This is a genomic window from Ensifer sp. 22521 (genome assembly GCF_052044795.1).
Taxonomy (GTDB): Bacteria; Pseudomonadota; Alphaproteobacteria; order Rhizobiales; family Rhizobiaceae; genus Ensifer.
The window spans coordinates 324,494-345,947 of record NZ_JBQENM010000005.1; the positions used below are offsets into that span (position 1 = coordinate 324,494).

Consider the following 21,454-nt stretch of genomic DNA (forward strand, 5'->3'; position numbering starts at 1 on the left):
GCTAGAACGGCGGGCTCAATCAACTTTGCTCACTTATATTGTGATGAAGTCCTAGCCGTTTTGCCATCAGTGCAACGGGCACCATAATCTTGCGGCCGATTTTGATTGTTGGGATGTCGCCACGCTTGGCCGCCTGATAGGCGCCGTTACGGCTCAGGCCATAAAAGAGCGAGCCTGCAACCGGCACGGAAAGGGTCGGGCGTCTCAGGGCATCTTCAAGCGTCATAAATGCCTCCTGTCTCTGAGTACTACCGTTTTACTTTTTGTCCTTGCCCGTGCCAACCGTTCGCAATACATTTGCCATACAGCTGTTAAGACAAATAAGGGCTCAGATGGCAGGGAAACGGGCACCAGGAGGCGGTCGCAAACCAAACGGAGAATTTGCGGGCAAGTCGGCGGCCTTTTCAACGCGGATAACGCCGGAGCTGCGGGCCGCGCTGGACAAGGAAAGCAAGGAGACAGGAAAGTCGATCTCGCAGATCGTCGAGCGACGGCTGCGCGACAGTTTCGACCACCCGAAGCGCTGGGAGCGTGCATTGGGGCCCGAACATGTTCGCGCATTTGCTTACGTTGTTGCCAAGATAGTCAGTAGCCTCGAAGTGGCGACTGGACAGCATTGGCATGAGGACGCCTTTACCAGCCTCGCGCTTAAAGGCGCGCTTAACATAGCCGTCAACTATTTTGGAGCGCGGAATGAAGTGCGTGTTCCAGAGCGCATCGAAAAGCAAGCCGCACGGATGCAGGCGGCCTCGGCAAGCCCCATCATTAGTGACATCATAAAAGACCCGACTGAATTCGGTATTCAGCGTGCCTGTGAGTTTGTATCAGCGGTCGAATACCTTGAGATGGAAGGTGAGCCTAATCAGTGGGCCTACTACGACGATGAACTAGACGTCTTTCTCAATGAAGAGGCGCTTTTGAGGTTCATCATCCGCAACCTTCGGCAACAAGAGCGCAGTTCCGCGAGCACGTACAGGGAGGACTGACAAATGTCGGTACGCAAGCGCGCATGGACAGGCCACGGCGTTCAGAAAGAGGCGTGGATCGTCACGTACTTCGACACCAAAAGAGTAAAGCGCCAGAAGACATTCCGCCTGAAGAAAGACGCCGACACCTTCGCCAGCAAGACACACATTGAGGTCCAGGACGGCACTCATGTTGCCGACCGAAGTAGTGTCACGGTGAAGATGGCCGGTGCGCTGTGGGTCGCAACCGGCGAAGGGGAGGGGCTTGAGCGGAGCACCATCGAGCAGCGGAAGCGGCACCTGAAGTTCCACATCGAGAGCTTCATCGGCGACAAGCTGGTATCCAAGCTGACGGTCCCGCTGATCCGGGAATTCGAGGATAGTCTCAGGGAGGCGGGGCGTTCTCCCGCGATGATCAAGAAGGTGCTCGTGTCACTCGGCGGAATTTTTGCCGATGCGATGGAGCGTGGGCGGGCTACGCGGAACCCGGTCAGAGACATGCGGCATCGCCGAAAAGGGAAAGAGAAGCGGACTGAGAAGCGCCACAAGGGGAAACTCAAGGCGGGGGTTCATATCCCGACGCCGGCCGAGGTCCGGACGATCATCACCACTGTTGAGGGACATTGGCGCCCGCTGCTGATCACCGCGATCTTTACCGGCATGCGGTCTTCGGAATTGCGCGGTTTGCGCTGGGAGGATGTCGATCTGGAAGGGCGCGCGATTAGCGTCAGTCAGCGCGCAGATGAATACGGGAAGATCGGCCCGCCGAAAACAGAAGCCGGCGAGCGAACAATCCCGGTCCCGCCGATGGTCGTCAATACGCTGAGGGAATGGCGCCTTGTATGTCCGCGCCGGGATACCGGGAGGATCGACGACGCCGGCAATCCCATTCGTGAATTGCACTATGTCTTCCCGAACGGAAAAGGGAACATCGAGAGCCATGCGAACATCGTTAACCGGGGCCTGATCCCGCCTCAGATTAAGGCCGGGGTCTCTGTCCCCACTGAGGAACTGGATAAGAAGGGCAACGTCATCATGGCCGCGAAATATACCGGCCTTCACTCACTCCGGCATTTCTTTGCGTCGTGGTGTATCAACCGGAAGGTGGACGGTGGTCTGGAGTTGCCGGTCAAGTCGGTGCAGGAACGGCTGGGGCATTCGTCGGTTCAGATGACACTGGACACATACGGGCACCTTTTCCCGCGCGGCGACGATGCCGACGAGCTGGCCGCTGCTGAGCGGTCCCTTCTGGGCTAGTGCGACAAGAATGGAGTTCATTGCGACATAACTGCGACATGCTGAGAAAAATATCAATAAAAACAAAGATGATACGGGAATCATAATCCTTGTGTCGGGGGTTCGAATCCCTCCTCCGCTACCATTTCTCCAATTGTCCATACCTGAGACATAGGTAATCCCAGCGCGGAAAACGCACCCCCTGTGGCGGAGTTTTCGGGCTAGATTGGCGCGGCCGCCGCTTGCCGCCTTTTCTATTCTCCTTGTTGAAGCAAGGCCACGGCATTCGCCACGTGGTGCGATATACCGTGGTTTTCGTATGTAACGGAGCCCTGTCAGGGAGGGAACGCCGCCCTCAATGACGCGTTGGATTCAATGGCAACGTCAGTGCCGGCCCGCTTCTGACACCGAACTGCCTTCTGAATTGCCTCGACGCGCTGCCGTCGAAAAGCGACTGCGGCAGCGGTGCACCGATAGCCCATTTGTACTTCGCGTCCGAATCGTTGCTCAGCTTCTGGTGCATGATCGCGCTCAAGGGCAGGACATATTCCGGCTTGCGCAGGCCCTTCTCGGAGTTGCCCAGCCATGTCAGGACGACGAGGATTTCGCCGCCGAGTTCGAGTGCGTCCAATGCCAGCTGCTTCCCGCCGACGGATGCGCGGACCGCCTGTTCGTGCAGCTTGAAGGTGCTGAGCTTCAGCTCGTTTTGCGGATCTGCCATATTTGCCTCGGCCCCTTTGGGAACATTGATAGACGTCTGTTTCGAGCGCTCGATTCGCTCGATCGGCGTTGCCTATCATAATCTCTCCGGCCGTTCATGGGGCGGCTGATCGATGCAAAAAGGCGCCGCCATCATCAATGGTAGCGCCTACAGATCGTTTTGCTCGAAGGAGGTGCAGACGGAGGAAAGCCAGTTCGACACGCTGCCTGACTTTCGCGTCCGGAACGAGGGCCTTAGTAGTGGATCGACGAAGTGATGGTCGAGTAGTCAGGCAGGTTGATATCGGCGATTTCGGCCGCCCGATATTGGGACAGGGCGAAGTGCATGATGGCGATCACGGTGATCGAGAAGACCAGTACGGTGACGTTGACGCCGAAAGCGGTTTTGATCATGTCCGTGTCCTCCAAGCCCTGCGTTTGTTGACGTGTGTCGGTAGAAACCGTGACATAGAGACTATCGTGTGGCGTCAGCTGCGCTGTTCCCCGGGGAACATGAGATATGGTTACTGGAAACTTAATCGTCGTTGCCTGAAAAGCGCACCTGGCCGAACGGCTTGCGATCGGGGCGCCCTCAACTAGAGTGCGCGCGTCGTGCCGGATCGGATTCGGGACCGGACATCTTCACCATCTGGCGTCCTGTGCGCTGCTTTGGCCCGGGCCCGAGCGCGGCAATCCCATCGGCGCCTCGTTTTTCAAAGTGATTGTTGCATGACCATTTCCATTCGCCCCTCCCGTCCTGACGATTATCCGCGCACCTTCGAGATCTGGCGCGGCGCCGTGGTCGCCACGCACGACTTCCTGACGCCGGAGGACTTCGCTGCCATTGAGAGGATGGTTCGCGACCAGTATCTGCCGGCAGCCGAGTTCTGGATTGCGGCTGACGAAAACGATCAGGCGCTCGCCTTCATGGGCATGAGCGGGGCGCAGATCGACTCGCTCTTCGTTCACGCGGAGGCGCGCAGCAGTGGCGTCGGCCGGCGGCTCGTCGAGCATGCGATGACGCTGCATCCGGTCTTGACGGTAGACGTCAACGAGCAGAATGCCTCCGGGGCGGGGTTTTATCAGTGCCTGGGTTTCGAGACGGTCGGGCGTTCGCCGGTCGACGATGCCGGACGTCCGTATCCGTTGTTGCATTTGCTGCGGGGGTGATCAGCGCAGGCGGGCGCCCGATCAGGCGGCCGGCCTGTCGATGGTGATCAGGAAAACAACGGCAGAGGTCGTAGGCTCGATCGTGACAGAGGCTGAGCCTTTGAGGATCGCCGTGTCGCCTGTTGCGAGGTCGGCTTGTCCCTCTGCCGCTGCCAAGCGCACAGCACCGCCATGGCAAAGGACGATGGTCGTGTCCGCTGTGCCGTCCACTGTCTGCGGATGGCCGATCGTCAGGCGCTGGACCGTATGCATAAGCTTGCCGCGCCGGGTCATGACGTTGAGGTCGACGATCGGACCGTCCACCAGCGTTGCCGAGGTCGCGACGTCGGCGGGGAAGGGGAGCGGTGCCGTCTCACCGGTCATCAAGGCGGGCTCGCGCCCTTCGATCGTCAGCCGCATGCCTTTGCCCTGAAGGATCGAAAGCGTGCGGTCGATGCCGGGGAAGCTGGAGAAGGGGCCGTCGCTGGCGACGGTCGCCATGCTCACGCGCCAGTCGAAATCGCCGAGCGAGGCGTTTTCCGGGAAGATGGCGATCTCCACCGTCTCGCCGCCGCCGTTCTTCCACGGCATGCGCTTGTAGTTCTCTGCGCGCAGAATCTTCATGGCGTGCTCTCTTCCATGAGTGCGCGCATGCGTGCGAAATCGCCATTCAGTGGCCGGTCGTCGGCATAGGTCGGGATCGCCGCGCGGATACGGCGGTAGAGCCCGTCGGTGCGGGTGGCGCGACCGCGCGGCTGGAGGTCATAGGCCTGGGATGCGGCGAGCAGTTCGATCGCGAGGATCGTCTCAAGGTTGTCGGCAATCGACAGCGCCTTCCAGGCGGCCGGCGTCGCATGGGTGAGGATGTCTTCCTGCAGCGCCGAGGTGATGCCGCCATCGAGGCTGGCGGGGGCGGCGAGGCGTCGGTTTTCGGCGGCAAGAGCGGCGGCCGTATACTGCGCGATCATGAAGCCCGAGGAGACGCCGCTGTCGCCGGCGAGGAAGGCCGGGAGGCCGCTCACCAGCGGATTGACGAGCCGGTCGATGCGGCGCTCGGAGATGGCGGCGACTTCGGCGACCGCGACCGCCAGGCTGTCCATGGCAAGGCCGAGGGCAGCACCAACCGCATGGGCCTGCGAATGCACTTCCGGCGCATCAGGCGTGCCTGAGACAGCCGGGTTGTCGGTGAGGCTTGCAAGCTCCCGGTCGACGACTTCGGCAACCTGCTTCAACACATCGCGGGCAGCGCCATGCACATGCGGCACGGCGCGAAGGCTCAAGGGGTCCTGCGTCCGGGTGCCTGCGGTTTCCGCAAGCATCGGGCTATCGGCAAGATAGGTGCGCAGCGACGCGCCGACTGCTTCGAGACCCTTGGAGCGGCGAAGCGCAAGCGGCACGGCGGCAAAGGCGTTGGCCTGGCTGCCGAGGTTTTCGTAGGTCATGGCGGCAGCCGCATCCGCCCAGTCAAACAGGCGTGCGGCGCGGGAAAGCGCCAGCGCCGCGAGACCGGTGGCGCACGGCGTGCCGTTGACGAGGCTCAGACCCTCCTTGGCTTCGAGCTTGAGCGGCTTGAGACCGATGCGGGCAAGGGCCTCGGCGCCGCCGATCTTGCCCTTGCCGTCGTCGACGGTTCCGTGGCCGATCAGCACGAGGCCGATTGCGGCTGCATGGGTGAGATAACCGACCGAGCCGCGCGAGGGGATGTCGGGGATAAGGTTGGCGTTGAGCAGACCCAAAAGCGCCTCGACAGTTTCGACGCGCACGCCGGAATAGCCGTGGGCGAAATTTGCGATCTGTGCGGCCATGACGGCACGCGCTTCGGGTCGGCCGAGCGGTTCGCCGACGCCGCAGGCGTGGCTGAGGATGATGTTGCGCGAGAGCGCCTGCTGGTTTTCGCGGTCGATGATGACATCGCAGAGCGCGCCGACGCCGGTGTTGATGCCGTAGCCGCGGATGCCGCGCTCGACCAGCGCGTCGACAATGCGGCGCGCATTGACGATGCGTCGCCGCGCGGCATCGGAAAGCGCGAGCGGTGCGCCATTGGCGACCGCCGCGATTTCCTGCCAGGTCAAAGGCGCGTCGAGGATTATGCTCTCACTCATGGGCTTCCGGTCGTCCCTGTCGGCGTTGCACGAACCGGGCGACATAGTCGTTGGCCGGCCGCTCCAAGATATCGTCCGGCGTGCCGACCTGCACCACCTGTCCGTCCTTGAGGATGGCGATTTCCGAACCGATGCGCAGCGCCTCGTCGAGATCGTGGGTGATGAAGACGATTGTCTTCGACAGGTTCTGCTGCAGTTGCAGCAGTTGGTCCTGCATGTCGGCGCGGATCAGCGGGTCGAGGGCCGAGAAGGCCTCGTCCATCAGGATCACGTCGGTATCGGCGGCAAGCGCCCGGGCAAGACCAACGCGCTGTTTCATGCCGCCCGAAAGCTGGTGTGGGAACTTGGCGTCGTAGCCGGCAAGCCCGACCGTCTCGATCCACTTCATGCCGATATCGCGGGCCTCGGCCTTGGGCAGGCCGCGCACGCGCTGACCGTAGACGACGTTCTGCAACACCGTGCGGTGCGGCATCAGCGCAAAACTCTGGAACACCATGCTGACGCGGTGCATGCGGAAGGTGCGCAGCGCCTTGGTGTCGAGGTCCAAGATGTTGCTACCGTCGAACGCCACTTCGCCGCTGGTCGGCTCGATCAGCCGGTTGATGTGGCGCACCAGCGTCGACTTACCGGAGCCGGAAAGCCCCATGATCACGAAGATCTTGCCGGCGCCGATCGTCAGGCTGACATTGTTGAGGCCGACGCTGCAGCCGGAGCGGGCGAGGATTTCGGACTTGTTGAGCCCTTCCTTGGCCATGGCGAGCGCGGCCTTGGAGTCCTGTCCGAAGATCTTGTAGACGTTGCGGATCTCGATATCAGCCATTGCGGGGATCCTCCGTCTGGCTCTTGCCGAAGCCTTGTGTGATGCGGTCGAGTACGATCGCGAGAATGACGATGCCGATGCCGGCTTCCAGGCCCTTGCCGACGTCGAGCGTCTGAATGCCGTTCAGCACCTGCTCGCCGAGGCCGCGGGCGCCGATCATCGAGGCGACGACCACCATCGACAGCGCCATCATGATCGTCTGGTTGAGGCCAGCCATGATCGTCGGCGTGGCGAGCGGCAGCTCGACGCCAAAGAGGATCTGGTTGGGACTGCCGCCAAAGGCGGTTGCCGCTTCCACCACCTCATGGTCGACCTGGCGGATGCCGAGATCGGTAAGGCGAATGAGCGGTGGCACGGCGTAGATGATGGTGGCGAGGATCGCCGGAACCTTGCCGAGGCCGAAGAGCATCAGCGCCGGGATCAGGTAGACGAAGCTCGGCATCGTCTGCATGACGTCGAGCACCGGCAGGGTGATGTTGCGCACCACCCGGCTCTTGGCGACGAGAATGCCCATGGGTATGCCGATGACGACCGAGACGATCGTCGCCATCAGCATCAGCGCCAGCGTCTGCATCGTCAGGTCCCAGAGGCCGAGCACACCGACGAAGAACAGAAGGACGCCGACGACGACCGTCAGGCCCCAGCGCTTGGAGCTCTGCCAGGCGAGCGCCATGAAAATGAGGATGACGACCCACCAGGGCAGGCCGCGCAGGATCCATTCAATGAACAGAACGGCTTTCAGAATGACGGCGCTGATCGCCTTGAAGACCCAGCCATAGCCGCTGACCAGCGCCTGGATGAAATCATTCACGGGTCCGCGAATGGAGAGATTGAGAGAATCCGGAAACATCGGACGCGTTCCTTGCTCGGGCTGCCAGCGGACACGGTGAGCCGCCGACGGCGCTTGCCTCGGGTATTGTGGCCAACCGCCAGCTCAGGCTCACGCGCGCATTGGATGCAGCGACGAGCCCGAGCCGGCGATGGGTCGCGATTACTTCAGGCTGGCTTCGATCTTGCCGCGGGCTTCGTCCGAAACCCACTTGCCCCAGACGTCGGCCTTGGTCTTCAGGAATTCGGCGGCGGCTGCCGTCGCGTCGACCTTGTTGTCGGCCATGTAGGCGAGGCTGCCGTTGACGGCTTCGAGCGGGAAGGTCGCCTTTTCGAGGATCGCGACGATCTCCGGCGCTTCCTGAGCGAAGGTGCTGTTGACGCCGTAGGAGACGTCGACCGACGGGAAGGCGCAGCCTTCATCGCGCTTGCCGTTGGCGCTCGAAAGCTCCTTCCAGCAGGCTTCGCTATAGGCCGGCTCTTCGAGCTGGACGAGCTTGAACTTGCCCATGATCGCGGTCGGCGACCAGTAGTAGAAGAGGATCGGCTCGCCCTGGAGATAGGCGGACGTGATGGCGGAATCGAGCGCGGTGCCGGTGCCCGGACGGAAGTTCACATAGGTCTCGCCGAGCTTGTAGGCTTCAAGCTTGGCGGAGCTCACGCCCTCGCAGGTCCAGCCCGACGGGCAGTTCAGGAAGCGGCCCTTGGTCGGCTCTTCCGGATCGGCGAAGAGCTCGACGATCTTGGGGTCGGAGAGCTGCGACACATTCTTCAGGTCCGGAGCCTTGGCTTCGAGATTGCGGGAGGCATCGCCCTTGATCACGTATTCCGGCACGAACCAGCCTTCGCTGGCGCCGACGAAGGTCTTGCCGACGGCAACGACCTTCTTTTCTTCCACGGCCTTGTTCCAGATGTCGGAGCGGCCGAGCCATTCCTCGGCAAAGATCTGCACGTCGTTATTGGCGGTCGCCTGCTCGAGCGTCACCGAGTTGCCGGGGATCGAATCCACCTGGCAGTCGTAGCCCTTGGCAAGAATGGTCTTCATCACTTCGGTGATGAAGGCGCCGCTTTCCCAGTCGATGCCGGCGAACATGACGGTCTTGCCGTCGCCGCAATAGGAGGCGCTGGCGCTGCCGGTGGAAGCCGCGAGCACGAGGCCGGTGGCGGCAAGGGTGAGTTTCAATTTGCTGATCGACATTAAGCTGTTCCCTGTTTTGATTTTGGCTTCTGTTACTATTTCAGTTTCATCAGCACCCGCGCGAAGGCGCGGTCGATATCGTCTTCCCGGTCGTGGCGTCCGTTCCGGATCTTCCACTCGCCCGCGACCATGACGTCGCGGACGCTCTCGCCGCCGAGCGCAAAGAGCCAGCGGTCGAGGATCTGGTTGTCGCTGGCGGCAGCGATGTAGGGATTGTCGCCGTCGAGCACGACGAAATCGGCGCGTGCGCCAACGGCGATGCCCGCCGTCTTCTGGCCGGCCGCCTGGGCGCCGCCCTTGTGGGCAGCGTCGAAGATGGTCCGGCCGATCGAGGCGCCGGGGCCGGAGGCCAGCCGGTTGCGGCGGCGGTCGCGCAGCCGCTGGCCGTATTCGAGCAGGCGCAGTTCCTCGGCGACGCTGGTCGCCACATGGCTATCGGTGCCGACGCCGAAGATGCCGCCTTCGGCCATGAAGTCGACCGCCGGGAAGATGCCGTCGCCGAGATTGGCCTCGGTCGCCGNCGGCGACCGCACCGGAGCGCGCCAGACGCTGCCGTTCGTCGTCGGTCAGATGCGTGGCGTGGATTGCGCACCAGCGCTCGTCGACGGGCATTTCGTCAAGCAGCCACTGAACCGGACGACGGCCACTCCAGGCGAGGCTGTCGTCGACTTCCTTGGTCTGTTCGGCGACATGGATATGGATCGGACCACTTACAGGCGCTGCATCGAGGATCGTGCGCATCTCCTCGGGCGTCGCCGCACGCAGCGAATGAATGGCATAGCCGAGCGTGTTACCGGCCTCGCGGCAGAGCGGCTCGAGGCGCTGCAGAAGCGAAAGGAAACGATCCGGATCATGCAGGAAGGGCCGCTGCCCGGCATTCGGCGCAACGCCGCCGAAATTGGCATGCGCGTAGAAAACCGGCAGATGGGTGAGGCCGATGCCGGTCGTGCGGGCGGCAGAGAGAATACGCAGCGACATTTCTGCTGCGTCGGCATAGGGCGTGCCATCAGCCTGATGGTGCAGGTAGTGGAACTCGGCGACGTGGCCGAAACCGCCCTTCAGCATCTCCATGTAGAGCTTGGCGGCGATCGCCTCGACATCATCAGGGTTCACCAGCCCGACGGTACGGTACATTTCTTCCCGCCAGGTCCAGAAGCTGTCGTCGCCGCTGCCGGCGACCTCGGCGAGGCCCGCCATGGCGCGCTGGAAGGCGTGGGAATGCAGGTTGGCGACGGCGGGAACCAGCGGACCAGCGACGCGTTCGTCGCCATCGGCGATCGACTGATCGATCTCGATGGAGACGATCCCGCCTGATGCGTCAAGCGCAATGGCGACATTCTGCGCCCAGCCTGTCGGCAGAAGCGCATGGTCGGCGAAGAGCCGGTTGACGGGAAAAGTTGCCATGGTGCGATTTTCCTGTACGTAGTTGTATATGGAACTATAGATATTTTACGGTGGCGCGCAAGCGCGAAATGAACGAAAAGAATCATTGTCGAATACGCATGATTTGTTCGGCATCCTGGAAAGGCGGGGTTTGAGTTGATGACAGCGCTTGGAAGAAGGAACGAAATGACCGCATTCGAAGACGGACCGGTGCCGCGCTACGAAGCGGTCAAGCAGTTCATCCGCAGCCGCATCGAGAGCGGCGAGTGGCCGGCTCACCATCGCATTCCCTCGGAAAACGAGATCGTCGCCGATCTCCGCGTCAGCCGCATGACCGCCAACCGGGCGCTTCGAGAGTTGGCAAGCGAGGGCGCGATCACCCGTGTTCAGGGCGTAGGGTCGTTCGTTGCGGCTCACAAGGGCAGTACCGCGCTGCTTGAAGTGCGCAATATCGCCGACGAAATCCGCGAGCGCGGCCACGCGCACACCTCGCGCATGACGCTGATGCAGGAAGAGGTCGCGCCGTCGGACATTGGCTATGCGCTCGGGCTCGTGACCGGTGCGCGCGTCTTCCATTCGATCATGGTGCATTCGGAAAACGGGCTGCCGATCCAGATCGAAGATCGTTTCGTCAATCCGGCGATCTGCCCACGTTATATGGAGCAGGATTTCCAGACGATGACGCCGAACGCCTATCTGACTGCGGTCGCGCCAATCACGCGCACGGAGCAGATCGTCGAGGCGGTGTCGCCGCAGGCCTGGGAATGCAAGCTGCTCGGCATCGACCGCAACGAGCCCTGCCTGATGATCCGACGCCGTACCTGGTCGGAGACAGCCAATGTGACGACGGCGCGCCTGCTTTATCCCGGCACGCGCTATCGCCTTGAGGGCATGTCGCAGTAGATCGGGATTGGGGCTTCCGCAGAAAACCGCACATCTTTTCCTCATCCCGCTCTAATCTCGACAATATTCCGGTCGATTCGGAGGATCGACCGCCGAGTGGGAGGATGACGAGACCATGGTTGAGGACGCGCTGAAGCTTCGCACCGAGTTGCCCAGGCCCGATGTCAGTGCCGAGGAGGCGCAGGCATTGCTGGCGGAGCACTACGGTCTCTCAGGCACGATCAGCGAACTCGGCAGCCAGCAGGACCGCAACTATCGCATCGATACCGGCGAGCGACGCTATGTGCTGAAGATCTGCCGCGCGGAATATGGGGCGCTCGAACTGGAGGCCCAGAATGCGGCCTTGCGGCATCTTTCCGAGCGTCTGACTTTGGCGCGTGTTGCGGAAGTGGTGCCCTCGCTCAGGGGCGAGGCGATCGAGAGCGTTGCCGTCCGCGACCAGGACTACCGGATTCGCCTGCTGAATTTTCTCGATGGCGAGCCGCTGACCCGGCGCAAGCATCTCTCGCGTGAAGCCGTTTCCGCGCTCGGCGCGCTGGCCGGGCGGCTGGCCGCGGCGCTGCAGGACTTCGAACATCCCGGGCTTGAACGGGAACTGCAATGGGACCTGCGCCGCGCCGGTCCCGTCGTGCTTCATCTTCTCGCCGACATGCCGGACCAGCAGCGCAAGAAGCGGATCGCCGAGATCATGGTCGGAGCCATGCGGCGTCTGCAGCCCATCACGGCGGAACTGCGCATCCAGGCGATCCATCATGATGTCACAGACGACAATGTGGTGAGCCAGCCCGATGCATCCGGCCGGCCGATCCCTGACGGAGTCATCGATTTCGGCGATATCCTCAAGGGGTGGCTGGTCGCCGAGCTTGCCGTGACCTGCGCCTCTTTGCTGCATCATGCTGACGGCGACCCCTGGTTCATCCTGCCGGCGGTCAAGGCGTTTCACGCCGCGTGCCCGCTGACCGAGGTGGAGCTGAAGGCGCTCTGGCCGCTGATCGTCGCCCGCGCCGCCGTGCTGGTCGCAAGCTCAGAGCACCAGCTTTCGCGCGAACCTGACAACACTTACGTCGAGGGCAATGCCGCGCATGAGCGGGAGATCTTCGACGTGGCGACTTCGGTCCCTTCGGCGCTGATGGAGCACGCCATCCTGGCGGCGGCGGGGCTTGCGCCGGCATCGCAGCCGGTGACCGGGGAGAGCCTGATCCAGGGGCTCGGGCCGACCGACGTGCGCCAGATCGACCTGTCGATCCTGAGCCCGCTGTTGCCGGAGGAGCGCTGGCAGCACCAGGGGCTGCCGATTTCGCTGTTGCAGCACGCGGCGCACGCGATCGGTGTCGCGACCACGCGCTACGGCGAGTACCGGATGACCGAGACGCAACTGCGTTCGCCGAAGCCCGACGCGACGCTGGCGCTGCATGTCGACATCTGCCTGGAAGCGGGCCGCGAGATCGTTGCCCCGTTTGCGGGGCGCGTCATCCGGCAGGACGGGCTGCTGGTTCTGGAGGGAGCCGAGGGGAGTCTTTTCCTTGAAGGGGTGGAAGTCAGCGGCGATCTTGAGGAGACGGCCGCCGCCGGCGCGGTGCTGGGCGTCGTCTCCGGCGAACAGCAGTCCTATGGCCTGATCCGCGTCCAGCTTTGCCGCGAGCATGGCCTCGTTCCGCCGCTCTTTGCCATGCCGCATCAGGCAGAGGCCTGGAAGCATCTGTGCCCGTCACCGGCCGGCGTCCTCGGCTTCGAATGCGATGCGCCGGAACTGCACAGCGAAGCGTTGCTAAGCCGACGACAGCAGCACTTCGCCAAGCCGCAGAAGAACTACTACAAGCACCCGCCGCAGATCGAGCGCGGCTGGAAGGAATATCTCTTCGATGTCGAGGGCCGCAGCTATCTCGACATGGTCAACAACGTGACCATCCTCGGCCACGGGCACCCCCGACTGGCGTCCGCCGTCGGGCGGCAATGGTCGCTGCTCAACACCAATTCGCGCTTCCACTATGCCTCCGTCGCCGAGTTCTCGACGCGGCTGGCGGCGCTTGCGCCTGACGGGCTCGACACGGTGTTCCTGGTCAATAGCGGCTCGGAGGCGAACGACCTGGCGCTCAGGCTCGCCTGGGCCTATTCCGGTGCGCGTAATATCGTGACCCTGCTCGAAGCCTATCATGGCTGGACCGTCGCCAGTGACGCGATCTCCACCTCGATCGCCGACAATCCGCAGGCGCTGGAGACCCGCCCTGGCTGGGTGCATCCGGTGCCGGCGCCCAACACCTATCGCGGCGAGTTCCGTGGCGCCGATACGGCGGACAGCTATGTCCGCTCCGTCGTCAAGAAGCTTACCGAACTGGACGCCGCGGACGAGAAGCTTGCCGGCTTCATTTGCGAACCAGTCTATGGCAATGCCGGCGGCATCCCCTTGCCGAAGGGCTATCTCGACGCCGTCTATGCCATGGTGCGGTCGCGTGGCGGTGTCTGCATCGCCGACGAGGTGCAGGTCGGTTATGGCCGTCTCGGCGACTATTTCTGGGGCTTCGAAGAGCAGGGTGTCGTGCCTGACATCATCACCGTCGCCAAGGGTATGGGCAACGGCCACCCGCTCGGCGCCGTCATCACGCGGCGCGAGATTGCCGACGCGCTGGAGAAGGAAGGGTATTTCTTCTCATCCGCCGGCGGCAGTCCCGTCAGCTCGGTCGTCGGCCAGACCGTGCTCGATATCCTGACCGAAGAACGATTGCCGGAGAATGCGCGTGTCGTCGGCGGTTATCTGAAGGCGCGGCTCGAAGCGCTGGGGCAACGCTTTCCGCTGATCGGCGCGGTGCACGGCATGGGGCTCTATCTCGGTGTCGAATTCGTGCGCGACCGGGAGAGCTTGTTGCCGGCGACGGAGGAGACGGCGGCGATTTGCGACCGCCTGCTCGATCTCGGTGTCATCATGCAGCCGACGGGCGATCACCTGAACGTGCTGAAGATCAAGCCGCCGCTCTGCCTCAGCCGCGAGAGCGCCGACTTTTTCGCTGACATGCTGGCGCGGGTGCTGGAGGAAGGCTGGTAGGCTGGCTGGCACCTTCTCAAAACGAAAACGCCGCGGGGAGGGCCGCGGCGTCTCGTTGGCGCTTTTCCTTTGTCGAACAATTCCGGACTGGAGACTTTGCCGGAACTGGGCGAGCGGATCAGCGTGCCGGCGGAGCGTACATCAGGCCGCCGTTGCTCCAGAGCTTGTTGAGGCCGCGGTCGATCTTCAGCGGGCTGTCCTTGCCGAGGTGGCGTTCGAAGACCTCGCCGTAATTGCCGACCGCCGAAACCGCCTGGTAGGCCCACTTCGGATCGAGCCCGAGCGACTTACCGGCTTCGTTCTCGATGCCAAGGAAGCGCTTCTGCGCGGTCGTGCCGCTTTCGAGCAGCTTGGCGGCATTGTCCTTGGTGATGCCGAGTTCTTCGGCCTCGGTCAGCGCAAACAGTGTCCAGCGCACGATCTTGAACCACTGATCGTCGCCCTGGCGGACGGCCGGGCCGAGCGGCTCCTTGGAGATCACTTCTGGCAGCACGACGAAACGATCCGGATCGTTGAGCGTCAGGCGCTGGGCGTAGAGCGCCGAGGCATCGGTCGAATAGACGTCGCAGCGTGCGGTGTTGAACGCTTGGATCGTCTGGTCGGCCTTTTCGAAGGCGACCACCTGGTACTGGATGTTGTTGGCGCCGAAATAGTCGGCCATGTTCTGCTCGGTCGTCGTGCCGGTCTCGGTGCAGACGGAGGCGCCCGAGAGTTCCTTGACGCTGTTCACGCCGAGATCGTTGCGCACCATGAAGGCCTGGCCGTCATAGTAGTTGACGCCGACGAAGCTCATGCCGAGATCGGTGTCACGCGACAGGGTCCAGGTGGTTTGGCGCGAGAGGAGATCGGCCTCGCCCGACTGCAGGGCGGTGAAGCGCTCCTTGGTCGAGAGCGGCACGTATTTCACCTTGTCGGGATTGCCAAGCGCTGCGGCTGCGACTGCGCGGCAGAAATCGATGTCGAAGCCGGTCCATTCGCCCTTGTCGTTGGGGGCGGAAAAGCCGAGCACGCCTTGGCTGACGCCGCAGCGAAGCTCGCCGCGTTCCTTGATGACGTCGAGCATGCCGGCGTTGGCGGCGGTGCCGGCAAGGAACGCCGCGCTCGCCAGTGCTAGAACTCCAAGTTTCATTGTCCTGTTCTCCTCTTTTTCATGTTTTAGGGCATGCGTCTTCGCCGCCGGGATGCGCGTCGCATCCCGGCCGATTGGCTCTGGTTTCGGCGGTATTGCGCCCGGCCTCAGCCGAGCGTTTTCGATACGTCTGCGAAAGTCTCTTCGAGCACGGCGATCAAATGATCGGCATCGCGTTTCGAGAAGATCATCGGTGGGCGCATTTTCAGGATGTTGTCATGCGGACCTTCGGTGCCCATCAGCACGCCCCGGCGGCGCGCGCCGTTGGAAACGGCCCGGGCAAACTCGGTCGCCGGCGCCTTGGTCTTGCGGTCGGTCACAAGCTCGATGCCGAGGAAGAGGCCCATGCCGCGCACGTCGCCGATCACTTCGTAACGGGCCTGCATTGCTCGGAAGGCGTCGATCAGATAGTTGCCGATCGAAAGGGCGTTGCCGCGCAGATCCTGTCCCTCGATCACGTCGAGCACCGCAAGGCCGACGGCACAGGAGACCGGGTTGCCGCCGAAGGTGTTGAAATACTCCATGCCGTTGTTGAAGCTGTCGGTGACCTCGCGGGTCGTGACGACAGCTGCCAGCGGATGGCCGTCACCGATCGGCTTGCCCATGGTGACGATATCGGGCACGACCCCTTGCGTTTCGAAGGCCCACCAATGGCTGCCGACGCGGCCGAAACCGACCTGCACCTCGTCGGCGATGCAGACGCCGCCCGCCTCGCGCACGAGCCGATAGACTTCCTTTAGATAACCTTCAGGCAGGAACACCTGGCCGGCGACGCTCGGGATCGATTCCGCGATGAAGAAGCCGGGGCCTTCGCCCTTGGCCTTCATCGCGGCGATGAGTTCGGCGACGCTTTCGGCAAAGCGCTTGCCGTGTTCCTCAGCCGGCCAGTCCGCCGGCGCATGGTAGCTGTCGGGAATGGTCGCCACATGCACATGCGACTTCGGTCCCTTGCCGCCCCTGCGGCGGAATTTGTAGGGGCTGATGTCGATCAGCTCCTGCGTGGTGCCGTGATAGGACCAGTCGAGCGTGATCGCATTCTCGCGGCCGGTATGGGCGCGCATCAGCCTGAGCGCCAGGCTGTTCGCCTCCGAACCGCTGTTAACGAAGCCGGCAACGGTCAATTCTTTCGGTAGCGTCGCCGTGAGCCGCTCGGCATAGGCGACGATGTTGTCGTGCAGATACCGGGTGTTGGTGTTGAGGATTGCCGCCTGCTTCGCCATCGCCTCGACCACCGCCGGGTGGGCGTGGCCGATGTGGCAGACATTGTTGAAGCAGTCGAGATAGGCGCGGCCGCTGTCGTCGATCAGCCAGACGCCTTCGCCGCGCACGAACTTGATCGGCTTGTCGTAGGAGATCGAGAGGTTCGGCAGGAGCAGTTCCTTGCGCCGTCTGACGATCTCCTCGTGCGAGCGGCCCTTTTTCTCGTAGAATTCTTCGGCGATGCCGGCAAAGGTGCGGGCATCGGGGAACAACTCGGCCCAGACGTCGAGAAACTGCGGCTCGCCGACGCCGAGGATCTCGGTCGCGGTCAGGCTGGTGTCGGTCGAAAGCTGCAGATGCAGATGCGGCGCCCAGCCGCCGTTTTCCTTTGGAGCCCCCATTTCGCCGACGAGCGCCCCGGCCTCAAGCTGGTCGCCGGCCCTGATCCGTCCCACCGCTTCATGTGCCAGGTGACCCCAGAGTGTGACGAAGGGCGGGCAGCCGTCGGGCTCGTGGCGAAGCGCGATCAGGCAGCCATAGCCCAGCGGATCTTCTTCGATCTCGACGCTGACGACGGTGGCGGCAAGGGGGGTATAGAGTTTGGTGCCGGCGGCCATGAACAGGTCGAGGCCGAGATGGCGGGTGCGGCGGGTGTGGTCGATGAAGCGCGAGACGAACATCTCGCCGGCATAGACGGTGCGCTCCTCGCCGAAGGGACCGATGCCGAGTTCAACGCCATGCTCGCGGCAATAGACTTCCCAGATCGCCTGGGCTTCGCCCGGCTGTTCACCGGCCGATTTCACGGTCATCGGATGTAAGGGGTCGCCATAGGGCACGAGCGCCGCCGGGTAGGTCGCAGCCGGGCGCGCGAGCAAGGGCTTCAACGTCTTGCGGTTGGCGTTGATCCAGGTGGTGACGCGGCTGGCGCCGGGGCTTGCTTCGAAGCCGCAGGCCTTGCGCAGGATGGCGGTGGCGAAACGCGGGTTCATCCGGTCGAGCTTGCGCAGCAGCGTCCAGGCCGGCCGCTCGCTGATCGCGAGATAGGGGTTGTCGTCGGTGTGAGCCCGGCGCGAGGCCGAGATGGTGACTGAAGTGACGAGGCGCATGGCGATGAGATCGAACAGAAGGTCGACCTCTTCTTCCGCCAGCGGATATTCCTGATGGAAGCCGCGGACGATTGCAGCGGCGGCGCCGATCGGATCGGGATGATCGAGCCCGGCATAGGCGGCGGCGATCGCCACTTCGGCAATGACGGGCGCGTGCAGTGCATCACCGAAATCGATCAGGCCGGAGATCTGGTCGTGGTCGGCCTTGGCGACCAGCACGTTCCAGTCGTTGGCGTCGTTGTGAATGACGGCGGCGCGAAGGGTCGCGAGCCGCGGCGCGACGGATTTTTCGAAGCGGGTGAGGAACCGCTCGAGCAAAGCGCGGTCTTCAGCGGAGGCGACGTGGTGCAGCCGGTCGGCCGAGCGGCCGGCGTGACGGATGTCCCAGTCGAGATCGCGCAGCGCCCCCGGATGCATGAAGCCTTTAAGCGATGCGTCGAAGCGGCCGAGCATCTGCCCGAGCGACTGAAGTGCTGCGTCGCTGCGCCCCGTCTCGGCAAGCGGCAGGCCCTCGACCCAGCTGACGAGGCGCAGGCTGTGGGTGACGCCGCGCGCACTCGTGGTCGAAGCAAGGCTCGCGCCTTTGAGCGTCGGGCGGATATGCGGCACCGGCAGATCGACGGCATGGGCTCCGACGTGGCCGAGCAATGCCGTCTGGAAATCGCTTTCGACTGCGGGTTCGGCACCGTTGATGATCTTGAGGATGTAGGTGTCGCCACCCTTTGTCTCGACCTTGAAGTTCTGGTCGCGTTCGCTGGCAAGCAGCGAGAGCAAGCCTTCGAGGCCGTAATGCTCCTTCAGCAGCGCCGCTGCCGCATCGGTCGAAAAGTCAGGCGTCGTCGTCAGCATATCGTTCATGGGGACCCTCATCTGTCGGCGAGAGTTACATGAGCCGTGCCGTGATGCATCCGGCAATATGCCGGTTGCACCGGCACTATGTTTATAATAACCGTCATCTTGTCGGCGGACCGCGGAGGAGCAGAGATGCAGGACATAGACGCGATCGACCGCACGATCCTCAGCATCCTGTCGCAAGAGGCGCGCATCCCGATGAAGTCGCTGGCGGGCCGCATCGGCCTCTCCAGAAGTGCGACCACCGAGCGGGTCAGCCGGCTTGAAAAGGCCGGTGTCATTCGCGGCTATCGCGCCGATATCGGGCAATTGGAGGAGGGCACGATCCAGGCTTTCCTGCTGGTGACTTTGAAGCGCACGCCGTCGATCGGCGTGCTCGACCGGCTCGCCGGCTTTTCCTCGGTGCGCAAGGTGTCATCCGTCAGCGGCCAGCTCGATCTCGTCGTCGAGGTCGAGGTCGGCTCGATCAATGCGCTCAACGAGTTGCGCAACGAGGTGGCGACGATGGACAATGTCGAGGATTTGACGACGTCGATCGTGCTGCGAAGGGATATCGAGCGGAGTTGAGGCGTGCTCCTCAGCCCTCGCTCAACATCTCCGCCTGCGGAGCCAGCCGTTCGAGCAGCGAGCGGCGCACCCGGCCGATGTCGCGCATCGGTGGCTCGCCGAAGTGGCGGGCATACTCGCGGCTGAACTGCGACTGGCTTTCGTAGCCCACCTGATGGCCGGCGTCGCCGGCGTCGAGCTGCTCCTCCAGCATCAGCCGTCGCGCCTCCTGCAGCCGGAGCTGCTTCTGGTATTGCAGCGGGCTCATCGCGGTGATCGCCTTGAAGTGATGGTGCAGCGACGACACGCTCATGGAGACACGGTTGGCGAGATCGTCGATCCGCAGCGGCCGCGAATAGTGCTCTTTCAGCCAGGCGACGGCGCGGCCGACCTGATGAGGCTGGCTGTCGGTCGTCGCCATCTGCCGCAGGCGGTGGCCGTGCGGGCCGGTCAAAAGCCGGTAGAGGATCTCCTGTTCGATCAGTGGCAAGAGGGCGGGGATATCGTCCGGCCGTTCGAGCAGGCGCAGCAGGCGCAGGGCCGCGTCTTCGAGATCGACAGTGATCTTGCTGACGCTCATGCCGCGCGCCGAAGCGGCCGGCTGCGGCAATTGCGACAAGGACGCAAGCAGCGCCTGGATCTTGCCGGGATCGAGCGTGAAGGCCATGCTGAGATAAGGTTCTTCTGCGGAGGCCTTGCAGACCTGGGAGAGAACGGGCAGGTCGATTGACGTCAGCAGATAGTCCGACGCGCCGTAGATCAGTGTCTCGTCGCCGAGAACCACACGTTTGGCCCCTTGCACGATGATTGCCAGGCTTGGCCGATAGGCCGAGCAATTGACCGGAGCGTCGCCGCCATGGCGATGCAGGGTCAGGCCGGAAATCCCGGTCAGGTGGTCGCCGTCCCGCTCGGCAAACCGGGCAATGACATCGATCATCTGGTGGCGGGCAGTCTGTCTTGTGGCTGTCATAATCTGCGGTCTTTCCAGCGGCTTAGCATTGTGTGAGGCAACGCTCAGGTAGGGCATCGACGTGCCATCTCCAGGATCTCACTGTCAATCTTGTAGGATCGTGCAAGAATTTTGCAGGATCGCTCTAACGCTCACCGTGTCTGCGCCCCCATAGTTCGAGGTGCGTCAGGCCGGGTTCCCTCCGGACCTGCACCCTTTCCCAAAATGAGGACAGACTGATGGCCATTGCAAGAGGATATGCGGCGACCGATGCGTCGAAGCCGCTGACGCCCTTCACCTTCGAGCGCCGCGAACCGCGCGACGACGACGTGGTGATCGAGATCAAATATTGCGGCGTCTGCCACTCCGACATCCACCAGGCCCGCAACGAATGGGGCAATTCGGCCTTCCCGATGGTTCCCGGCCACGAGATCGTCGGCATCGTGACGGCGGTTGGCTCCAAGGTCACCAAGTTCAAAGTCGGTGACCGCGCCGGCGTCGGCTGCTTCGTCGATTCCTGCACCACCTGCGCCACGCGCGATGTGGATCTGGAACATTACATGCCCGGTCTGATCGTGACCTATAACGGCGTGGAAGCCGACGGTAAGACGCCGACCCAGGGCGGCTATTCCGACAGTATCGTCGTCAAGGAAGGCTATGTGCTGTCGATCCCGGAGAACCTGCCGCTCGACGCCGCAGCACCGCTGCTTTGCGCCGGCATCACGCTTTATTCGCCGCTGCGCCACTGGAAGGCCGGTCCCGGCAAGAAGGTCGCGATCGTCGGCATGGGCGGCCTCGGCCACATGGGCGTCAAGCTGGCGCACGCCATGGGCGCGGAGGTGACCGTTCTCAGCCAGACGCTTTCCAAGAAGGAAGACGGGCTGAAGCTCGGCGCCGATCGCTACTACGCCACCAACGATCCGGAGACCTTCACGGCACTGGCAGGCACGTTCGATCTGATCATCTGCACGGTGGCCGCCGAGATCGACTGGAATGCCTACGTCAACCTTCTGAAGGTCGACGGCGATTTCGTGCTGGTCGGCATTCCTGAGAATGCGGTGCCGGTACATGCTTTCTCGCTGGTGCCCGCCCGCCGGAGCATTTCCGGTTCGATGATCGGCTCGATCAAGGAAACCCAGGAGATGCTCGACTTCTGCGGCGAGCACAATATCGTCTCGGAAATCGAAACGATCCGGATCCAACAGATCAACGAAGCCTATGAACGCGTCGTCAAGAGCGATGTGCGCTACCGCTTCGTCATCGACATGGCGTCGCTGCAGGACGCCGCCTAAACTGAAATGGAACGGCCCGGAATCCGATGGGGTTTCCGGGCCTTTTTTCTGACTGCG

The 21,454-nt window shown here is 63.0% G+C and carries 18 protein-coding genes and 1 pseudogene; 7 read left to right on the plus strand and 12 right to left on the minus strand.

The features are described from left to right. Positions 1 to 19 precede the first annotated feature (19 nt). A complete protein-coding gene (locus ACTJKE_RS09465; protein ID WP_440691793.1) occupies positions 20 to 226 on the minus strand; it encodes a DNA-binding protein in 207 nt (68 codons plus the stop codon). 106 nt (positions 227 to 332) lie between these two features. On the opposite strand from ACTJKE_RS09465, the gene ACTJKE_RS09470 reads away from it, so the two are divergent. Further along, the gene (locus ACTJKE_RS09470) at positions 333 to 986 is read left to right on the plus strand and encodes a hypothetical protein (protein ID WP_440691795.1); all 654 of its coding nucleotides are present in this window, start codon (positions 333 to 335) and stop codon (positions 984 to 986) included. A gap of 3 nt (positions 987 to 989) precedes the next feature. Next, positions 990 to 2,222 carry a tyrosine-type recombinase/integrase gene (locus ACTJKE_RS09475; protein ID WP_440691797.1) on the plus strand — a complete coding sequence of 411 codons (1,233 nt, stop codon included), beginning with the start codon at positions 990 to 992 and terminating at the stop codon, positions 2,220 to 2,222. Positions 2,223 to 2,556: 334 nt separating this feature from the next. Here ACTJKE_RS09475 and ACTJKE_RS09480 read toward each other — a convergent pair whose 3' ends face one another. Both ACTJKE_RS09480 and ACTJKE_RS09485 read right to left on the minus strand, forming a co-directional pair. After that, positions 2,557 to 2,922, minus strand: coding sequence for a hypothetical protein (locus tag ACTJKE_RS09480; protein ID WP_058325875.1), 366 nt, complete (start codon positions 2,920 to 2,922; stop codon positions 2,557 to 2,559). 233 nt (positions 2,923 to 3,155) lie between these two features. After that, positions 3,156 to 3,314, minus strand: coding sequence for a hypothetical protein (locus tag ACTJKE_RS09485; protein WP_156414732.1), 159 nt, complete (start codon positions 3,312 to 3,314; stop codon positions 3,156 to 3,158). Positions 3,315 to 3,629: 315 nt separating this feature from the next. Here ACTJKE_RS09485 and ACTJKE_RS09490 point away from each other — a divergent pair, with 315 nt between their 5' ends. Beyond that, complete coding sequence (locus ACTJKE_RS09490; protein WP_058325874.1) at positions 3,630 to 4,070, plus strand: acetyltransferase; 441 nt, start codon at positions 3,630 to 3,632, stop codon at positions 4,068 to 4,070. Between the two features lie 21 nt (positions 4,071 to 4,091). On the opposite strand, the gene ACTJKE_RS09495 is transcribed toward ACTJKE_RS09490, so the two are convergent. From ACTJKE_RS09495 to hutF, 6 genes and pseudogenes are all read right to left on the minus strand, one after another. Continuing rightward, on the minus strand, positions 4,092 to 4,673 hold the full coding sequence (locus ACTJKE_RS09495; protein WP_058321058.1) for a HutD/Ves family protein: 582 nt from the start codon (positions 4,671 to 4,673) through the stop codon (positions 4,092 to 4,094). Further along, entirely contained in the window at positions 4,670 to 6,151 is a 1,482-nt protein-coding gene (locus tag ACTJKE_RS09500) for an HAL/PAL/TAL family ammonia-lyase (RefSeq protein WP_058321059.1), read from the minus strand. The genes ACTJKE_RS09495 and ACTJKE_RS09500 overlap by 4 nt, the downstream gene beginning before the upstream one ends. Further along, positions 6,144 to 6,971: a quaternary amine ABC transporter ATP-binding protein gene (locus tag ACTJKE_RS09505; RefSeq protein ID WP_058325873.1), complete on the minus strand. Its 828-nt coding sequence runs from the start codon at positions 6,969 to 6,971 to the stop codon at positions 6,144 to 6,146. Before ACTJKE_RS09505 ends, ACTJKE_RS09500 begins: the two co-directional genes overlap by 8 nt. Beyond that, positions 6,964 to 7,821 carry an ABC transporter permease gene (locus ACTJKE_RS09510; protein ID WP_058321061.1) on the minus strand — a complete coding sequence of 286 codons (858 nt, stop codon included), beginning with the start codon at positions 7,819 to 7,821 and terminating at the stop codon, positions 6,964 to 6,966. The genes ACTJKE_RS09505 and ACTJKE_RS09510 overlap by 8 nt, the downstream gene beginning before the upstream one ends. 141 nt (positions 7,822 to 7,962) lie before the next feature. Next, positions 7,963 to 8,997, minus strand: coding sequence for an ABC transporter substrate-binding protein (locus ACTJKE_RS09515; protein WP_058325872.1), 1,035 nt, complete (start codon positions 8,995 to 8,997; stop codon positions 7,963 to 7,965). 35 nt (positions 8,998 to 9,032) lie between these two features. Then, a pseudogene (gene hutF / locus ACTJKE_RS09520) lies at positions 9,033 to 10,401 on the minus strand (formimidoylglutamate deiminase). Positions 10,402 to 10,539: 138 nt separating this feature from the next. Here hutF and hutC point away from each other — a divergent pair. Then, a complete protein-coding gene (hutC, locus tag ACTJKE_RS09525) occupies positions 10,540 to 11,283 on the plus strand; it encodes a histidine utilization repressor (protein ID WP_058321064.1) in 744 nt (247 codons plus the stop codon). A gap of 115 nt (positions 11,284 to 11,398) precedes the next feature. Next, on the plus strand, positions 11,399 to 14,323 hold the full coding sequence (locus ACTJKE_RS09530) for an aminotransferase (protein ID WP_058325870.1): 2,925 nt from the start codon (positions 11,399 to 11,401) through the stop codon (positions 14,321 to 14,323). Positions 14,324 to 14,441: 118 nt separating this feature from the next. Here the strand turns inward: ACTJKE_RS09530 and ACTJKE_RS09535 are convergent, their stop codons facing one another. Both ACTJKE_RS09535 and ACTJKE_RS09540 read right to left on the minus strand, forming a co-directional pair. Continuing rightward, a complete protein-coding gene (locus ACTJKE_RS09535; RefSeq protein WP_440691799.1) occupies positions 14,442 to 15,452 on the minus strand; it encodes an amino acid ABC transporter substrate-binding protein in 1,011 nt (336 codons plus the stop codon). Between the two features lie 107 nt (positions 15,453 to 15,559). Further along, a complete protein-coding gene (locus ACTJKE_RS09540) occupies positions 15,560 to 18,616 on the minus strand; it encodes an aminotransferase class III-fold pyridoxal phosphate-dependent enzyme (RefSeq protein WP_058325869.1) in 3,057 nt (1,018 codons plus the stop codon). Between the two features lie 78 nt (positions 18,617 to 18,694). On the opposite strand from ACTJKE_RS09540, the gene ACTJKE_RS09545 reads away from it, so the two are divergent. Continuing rightward, positions 18,695 to 19,177, plus strand: a complete 483-nt coding sequence (locus ACTJKE_RS09545; RefSeq protein ID WP_057254733.1) for an Lrp/AsnC family transcriptional regulator — start codon at positions 18,695 to 18,697, stop codon at positions 19,175 to 19,177. Between the two features lie 10 nt (positions 19,178 to 19,187). Here ACTJKE_RS09545 and ACTJKE_RS09550 read toward each other — a convergent pair whose 3' ends face one another. After that, on the minus strand, positions 19,188 to 20,126 hold the full coding sequence (locus tag ACTJKE_RS09550; RefSeq protein WP_057254734.1) for an AraC family transcriptional regulator: 939 nt from the start codon (positions 20,124 to 20,126) through the stop codon (positions 19,188 to 19,190). A gap of 218 nt (positions 20,127 to 20,344) precedes the next feature. Here ACTJKE_RS09550 and ACTJKE_RS09555 point away from each other — a divergent pair, with 218 nt between their 5' ends. Beyond that, entirely contained in the window at positions 20,345 to 21,397 is a 1,053-nt protein-coding gene (locus ACTJKE_RS09555; protein ID WP_058325868.1) for an NAD(P)-dependent alcohol dehydrogenase, read from the plus strand. Positions 21,398 to 21,454: the final 57 nt, after the last annotated feature.